Source organism: Citrobacter sp., from assembly GCF_050252275.1.
Classification (GTDB): domain Bacteria; phylum Pseudomonadota; class Gammaproteobacteria; order Enterobacterales; family Enterobacteriaceae; genus Citrobacter_A; species Citrobacter_A amalonaticus.
The window spans coordinates 22,119-29,081 of the sequence record NZ_JBFWLF010000015.1 but is presented as its reverse complement, the minus strand read 5'-3'; the positions used below and the strand labels follow the sequence as shown (position 1 = coordinate 29,081).

General features: G+C 53.4%; 4 protein-coding genes. 3 read left to right on the top strand and 1 reads right to left on the bottom strand.

The features are described 5' to 3' along the window. The first annotated feature begins 220 nt into the window (after nucleotides 1-220). Nucleotides 221-1,762 carry a methyl-accepting chemotaxis protein gene (locus AB7E14_RS02530; protein ID WP_316961670.1) on the top strand — a complete coding sequence of 514 codons (1,542 nt, stop codon included), beginning with the start codon at nucleotides 221-223 and terminating at the stop codon, nucleotides 1,760-1,762. Between the two features lie 228 nt (nucleotides 1,763-1,990). Further along, a complete protein-coding gene (gene ansP, locus AB7E14_RS02525) occupies nucleotides 1,991-3,433 on the top strand; it encodes an L-asparagine permease (protein WP_044267069.1) in 1,443 nt (480 codons plus the stop codon). Nucleotides 3,434-3,468: 35 nt separating this feature from the next. Here ansP and AB7E14_RS02520 read toward each other — a convergent pair whose 3' ends face one another. Continuing rightward, nucleotides 3,469-4,530, bottom strand: a complete 1,062-nt coding sequence (locus AB7E14_RS02520) for a YncE family protein (RefSeq protein WP_044328708.1) — start codon at nucleotides 4,528-4,530, stop codon at nucleotides 3,469-3,471. Nucleotides 4,531-4,793: 263 nt separating this feature from the next. On the opposite strand from AB7E14_RS02520, the gene pqqU reads away from it, so the two are divergent. Continuing rightward, a complete protein-coding gene (gene pqqU, locus AB7E14_RS02515) occupies nucleotides 4,794-6,914 on the top strand; it encodes a TonB-dependent receptor PqqU (protein WP_316961671.1) in 2,121 nt (706 codons plus the stop codon). Nucleotides 6,915-6,963: the final 49 nt, after the last annotated feature.

The following is a 6,963-nucleotide window of genomic DNA, read 5'->3' as shown; positions in this document are numbered from 1 at the left end:
AGGGAGCACGCCAATATTCACAGGTTACGCAGATGTTTTTATTTTTCATTTTAATGACATCACAGTTTAATTAAAGCCTGTAAATTTCATTTTAAATACTTTCGCCATTCTTATGTTTAGTAGAGAATGCAGCATTCTAAATACATCAATCTTTATTATCCGTCAGCCCAGGCTGACGGACTTTTGTGTTTATTCTGCACAGCATCACCAGGAGTCTTTCATGAGAAGTAACATCCCCGTTACACAGAAAGAGTATTTACTTAACGAGAAAACGACGCTGTTATCGACAACGAATACGCAAAGCCATATTACCTATGCGAATTCAGCGTTTATCGACGCCAGCGGATTTGGCGAAAATCAACTGATGGGCGAGCCGCACAATATCATCCGTCACCCGGATATGCCGCCTGCTGCATTTGCCGATATGTGGTTTACCCTGCAACAGGGCGACAGCTGGACCGGCATGGTCAAGAACCGCCGCCATAACGGCGATCATTACTGGGTTCGCGCCAACGTCACCCCCGTCTGGCATAACGAACAATTAACCGGATACATCTCGGTACGCACCGTTCCCGCGCGACAGGAAATTGAGCAAAGCGAGCAGCTTTATCAAAAGATAAATAATAACAATTTCAAGGGGCATCGTTTATTTAAGGGAATTATTATCCGTCGTGGCGTACTGGCCTGTTTGTCGGCATTTAAATGGTTGTCCATCCGTCAACGTGTCAATTATGCTATCGGTATCAGTCTGTTTCTCGCCTTGGGTATTATTTTCTTAGCCATTAATCCGCTTATTCAGGCAGGCGCATTTACCCTCTTATTTTTGCTGCTGGCTATTTACCTTAAGTATCAAATTTGTCATCCGGTTAAACAGATCCTGGCCCAGATGCAGAAAGTGGTCGCCGGGCGCAAACCCGACAGCATTCATTTAAATCGTGTCGATGAACTGGGGATGATGATGCGTCTGGTTAATCAGGCCGGATTAAATCTGAATTCACTGGTGGATGATGTAAGTACGCAAATTGCCGGGATTCAGGAAATCAGCAAGCGCGTCAGTCAGGAAGGCACGGCGTTGCATAAGCGTTCCGAAGAGACCTCGGCCAATCTACAACAAACCGCGGCAGCCATTGAAGAGATTGGCAGCGCAGTACAGCAAACGGCGGATACCGCCGCACAAACCATGACGATGGCGGACAGAACCAGCGCTAACGCCAGCGAAGGGGGCGATTTTATGAAGCAGACGATCGGCATGATGCAGTCGATTTCCCGTGATAACGGGCAGATCGTCGACATCATCGGCGTGATCGACAGTATTGCTTTCCAGACCAATATCCTCGCGCTTAACGCAGCGGTCGAAGCCGCGCGCGCCGGTGAGTCCGGACGTGGGTTTGCGGTCGTTGCCGCCGAGGTGCGGAATCTGGCGCAACACTCCGCGTCAGCAGCCAAAGAGATTACCTCGCTGATTGAGAAGAACGTCGCCAACGTTAATGCCGGCGTGAGCATGGTTGAGCAGACGGAAACCCATCTGACCGGGATGATCGAGGACGTGTTCCAGATGTCGACCATGATCAGAGAAATTGGCCTTGCGACGCGTGAACAAACCCAGGCGCTGGAACTGATTAACGATTCGATCTCCCGCATCGGCACCATGACCGATAACAACGCCGCGATGGTGGAAAGCGTCAGGGATGCCGCTGGCAGTCTTTCCAGGCGCTCCTCACGCCTGCAACAGGCGGTGAGCGTCTTCGGCACCTCCGTCTGATCCCCCTCCCGCTCTGCCTGTTCAGAGCGGGATCTCACTTCAGTTCTGGTTGATTATTACGCAATCTGACCATTTTAAATGGACTATTTTGCACCGTTTATTATTTGCAGGTAGGATGCTCCGCCGGTGGTGTTATCCCTACCCAGAATGACGGGAAGCATCACCCGCGTCGCGCCGGGGAGTTGCGGCAAAAGGTTCGATTTATCAGACAGGTAAACAGGTAACGTAATGAATACACAAGAAACAACGGTGTCGGAGCAGCACGCGGCGAAACGACGCTGGTTGAATGCCCATGAAGAGGGGTATCACAAAGCGATGGGCAACCGTCAGGTCCAGATGATCGCCATCGGCGGCGCCATTGGGACCGGATTATTTTTGGGCGCCGGTGCGCGCCTGCAAATGGCAGGCCCCGCGCTGGCGCTGGTCTATCTGGTCTGCGGGATCTTTTCATTCTTTATTTTGCGCGCATTGGGCGAACTGGTTTTACACCGCCCTTCCAGCGGTAGCTTCGTGTCGTATGCCCGTGAATTTCTCGGTGAGAAAGCCGCCTACGTCGCGGGATGGATGTACTTCATCAACTGGGCAATGACGGGTATCGTCGATATCACCGCCGTCGCGCTGTATATGCATTACTGGGGGGCGTTTGGTGATGTTCCGCAGTGGGTTTTCGCCCTTGGCGCGCTGGCGATCGTCGGCACCATGAACATGATTGGCGTGAAGTGGTTTGCGGAGATGGAGTTCTGGTTTGCACTGGTCAAAGTGCTGGCCATTGTGCTCTTTCTGGTGGTCGGGACGATTTTCCTCGGCTCGGGTAAACCGCTGGACGGCAACGCCACCGGTTTTCATCTGATTACCGATAACGGCGGATTCTTCCCCCACGGCCTGTTGCCGGCGCTGGTGCTGGTACAAGGGGTGGTCTTTGCCTTTGCGTCTATCGAACTGGTGGGAACCGCCGCCGGTGAATGTAAAGATCCGCAGACGATGGTGCCTAAAGCCATCAACAGCGTGATCTGGCGTATCGGCCTGTTCTACGTCGGTTCTGTGGTACTGCTGGTGCTGCTGTTGCCATGGAACGCCTATCAGGCGGGACAAAGCCCGTTTGTGACTTTCTTCTCGAAGCTCGGCGTGCCTTACATTGGCAGCATTATGAACATCGTCGTGCTGACTGCCGCCCTCTCCAGCCTGAACTCCGGCCTCTATTGCACCGGGCGCATTTTGCGTTCGATGGCGATGGGCGGATCTGCGCCAAAATTCATGAGTAAGATGAGTCGTCAGCATGTGCCCTACGCGGGAATTCTGGCGACGCTGGCGGTGTACGTTGTTGGAGTTTTTCTCAACTATCTGGTGCCATCGCAGGTCTTCGAAATCGTGCTGAACTTTGCGTCACTGGGGATCATCGCTTCATGGGGCTTTATTGTGGTCTGCCAACTGCGTCTGCGTCAGGCAATCAAAGAAGGAAAAGCCGCCGATGTCAGCTTCAAACTGCCTGGCGCGCCGTTTACCTCGTGGTTAACGCTGCTGTTCCTGTTGAGCGTGCTGGTCCTGATGGCCTTCGATTATCCGAACGGGACATGGACCATTGCTTCCCTGCCGCTGATTGCCATCCTGCTGGTCGCCGGTTGGTACGGCGTGCGTAAGCGAGTGGCGGAAATACACCGCAGCGCGCCATAAACAACAAGGCCTGCACACGGTGCAGGCCTTTTACTTTACAGGGCGATGCGAATCACATCATCCGGTTCAGTGGCTTCTTTCTCACGCGTAGATTTCTGCTTCACGCTTACGTACAGCGTTTTGCCATCGGCGGACAGCGCCAGGCTGTTCGGGAAGGTTGGCGTATCAAACGTTTTCACCACGTTGTAACTCTTCGCGTCAATCACGCTCACTTTACCCGCCTGACGGTGCGTGACGTACACTTCGTTACGCGTTGGGTTGAACAGAACGGCCAGCGACTCCGGCGCCGCGACTTTCGCCAGCACGTTGCCGTTGCGGGTATCGACAACCACCACTTCAGCCGCTTTTGAGTCGGTCACAAATGCGCGATGACCTGCTGTATCAAGGCTCAGGTTGATGAAGAAATGTTCTTTGCCATCCTCCAACAGTTTTTTACGGCTGAGGATCTTGTTGGTGACAGTATCGATAGTAATGAATTCGCCATCGGCATTGGTGGTGTACAGACGTTTCGCCTGGCTGTCGATCGCCAGGCCCGCGCCCATTTTACCGGTATTCTGGATCGTCTCTTTCAGCGCAATTTTTTCGCCATCCACCACCCAAATCACGCTCTCTTTACCGAGACCACTGATATAAACCGTATTGGTCGCTTCATCGACAACCAGCTCACGCGGCTGCAGCGGACGTACCTCTTCTGAGCGCTTACGGGCGTCGAGAACCAGTCGCCCTTTCACTTCACTCGTTTTCGCATCAATGGCCGTCACCGCACTGTTGACCGTGTTGCCAAACCACAGCGTCTGGGTCGCATTATTGATGGTGGCACCAAACGGTTTGAGATCGTTGTGGATAACCTGCGTGACGTCCAGCGTCACCGGATCAAGACGATAGACGATACCGCCCTTGTCCAGTTTGCGGCTTTGCGAGGTCGCCAGCCACAGGGCGTTTTCCTGCTGGCTGAAGGCCATTTCGTAGGCGCCTTTGCCCACACCTTTACGCAGCAGGTCTTCTGCAGCCTGAGCGCTGAATGTAGAAGCAACCAGCAGTGAACCTAACAGCAATGAACCCCGCAGACGCGGCGAGAACAGATGACGAAAATGCATGACGACTCCCTTTGATAAATAGCTATTTTGCTGCTACACATCGCTTCAACGAGCAACATCCTGGTATTGCTCTTGTTTATTGATGGGAATGGTAATCATTATTCATGTGAATGTGGAGCATTTATTCGCATTCTGGCTACAATCTTCTTAATTTCCCCATTAATTTTTAACGCATCGTGCCGTTAAAATTTTCAAATATTTACAAATCTATTAACATAGAACTTACATACCTCTGGGTACGTTCAATTTAACTGGCCTTTTTCATGAATATTATTTCCGCACGACATATCGCAGTACCCGCACTTTTTCTCCCGCTTGTGTTCTCATCGTCGGTTATGGCAGATGAGGCTGGCGATGACCAGACAATGATCGTCAGCGCTTCACCCCAGGCGATATCAGAACTGGATACCCCTGCAGCCGTCAGCGTCGTTGACGGTGAAGATATGCGTCTGGCCGCGCCGCGCATCAACCTGTCGGAATCACTGACCCGCGTGCCGGGACTTCAGGTGCAAAACCGGCAAAACTTTGCGCAGGATTTGCAGATCTCGATGCGTGGGTTCGGCTCCCGATCCACCTATGGGATCCGCGGCATCCGTCTGTATGTGGACGGCATTCCGGCGACGATGCCGGACGGTCAGGGGCAGACATCGAACATTGATCTCAGCAGCATACAGAACGTTGAAGTGCTGCGTGGCCCCTTCTCTGCGCTATACGGTAATGCTTCCGGCGGCGTGATGAATGTCACGACCCAAACCGGTCAACAGCCGCCGACGGTAGAAGCGAGCAGCTATTACGGTAGTTTCGGGAGCTGGCGTTATGGGCTTAAAGCCACGGGCGCGATGGGTGATGGTACTCAGGTGGGCGACGTGGATTACACAGTCTCCACTACCCGTTTCACCACCCACGGCTATCGCGATCGCAGCGGCGCGCAAAAAAATCTGGCCAACGCAAAACTGGGCGTACGTATCGATGACGCCAGCAAGCTGAGTCTGATTTTCAATAGCGTCGATATTAAAGCCGACGATCCGGGTGGTCTGACTGAAGCGGAATGGCGGGCGGACCCTCAACAATCCCCCCGCGCTGAACAATACAACACGCGCAAAACCATCAAGCAGACCCAGGCCGGATTGCGTTATGAACGCCAGCTCAGCGCGCAAGATGACATGAGCATCATGATGTACGCCGGAGAGCGCGAAACCACGCAGTATCAGTCGATACCTATGGCGCCACAGCGTCGCCCCTCTCATGCGGGCGGCGTGATCGCTTTGCAGCGCCATTACCAGGGTATCGACAGTCGCTGGACGCATCGCGGTGAACTGGGCGTCCCCGTAACCTTCACCACCGGTTTGAACTACGAAAACATGAGCGAAAACCGCAAAGGCTATAACAACTATCGACTGAACAATGGCGTACCGGAGTACGGTCAGAAAGGCGATCTGCGCCGCGATGAACGTAACCTGATGTGGAACGTGGATCCCTATCTGCAAACCCAGTGGCAACTGACCGACAAACTCTCGCTGGATGCTGGCGTGCGCTACAGTTCGGTGTGGTTCGATTCCAACGATCATTACGTCACGCCAGGCAATGGCGATGACAGCGGTGACGCCAGTTACCATCAGTGGTTACCTGCCGGTTCGCTGAAATACGCCTTAACCGACGCCTGGAACGTCTATCTCGCTGCGGGCCGGGGCTTCGAAACGCCGACCATCAACGAGCTTTCTTACCGTGCAGACGGGCAAAGCGGGATGAATTTTGGTCTCAAACCCTCAACCAACGATACGGTAGAAATCGGCAGCAAAACCCGGATCGGCGATGGATTGCTGACGGCGGCGCTTTTCCAGACCGATACTGACGATGAACTGGTGGTTGATTCCAGTAGCGGCGGACGCACGACCTATAAGAATGCCGGGAAGACGCGCCGCCAGGGGGCGGAGCTCGCCTGGGATCAACGCTTTGCCGGAAACTGGCGGTTCAACGCTTCCTGGACCTGGCTGGATGCCACTTATCGCAGTAACGTGTGTCGTGACCAGAACTGCAATGGTAACCGAATGCCCGGCATCGCGCGGAACATGGGGTTTGCTTCGCTGGGCTACGTGCCTGATGAAGGTTGGTACGCAGGAGCCGAAGCGCGCTATATGGGCGATATCATGGCTGACGATGAGAACACCGCCAAAGCCCCGTCTTATACTGTTGTCGGCCTGAATACCGGCTATAAATTCACCGTCAGCAGCCTGACGGTGGACGTGTTCGGTCGTGTCGATAATCTGTTCGACAAAGAGTATGTCGGCTCAGTTATCGTGAATGAATCGAATGGCCGTTACTACGAACCGGCGCCAGGACGAAACTATGGTGTAGGTGTCAATCTGGCCTGGCGTTTTGAGTAAAATCGATTATTCATAATCGTACTAGCGGGGATATTCCCCGCTATATTTA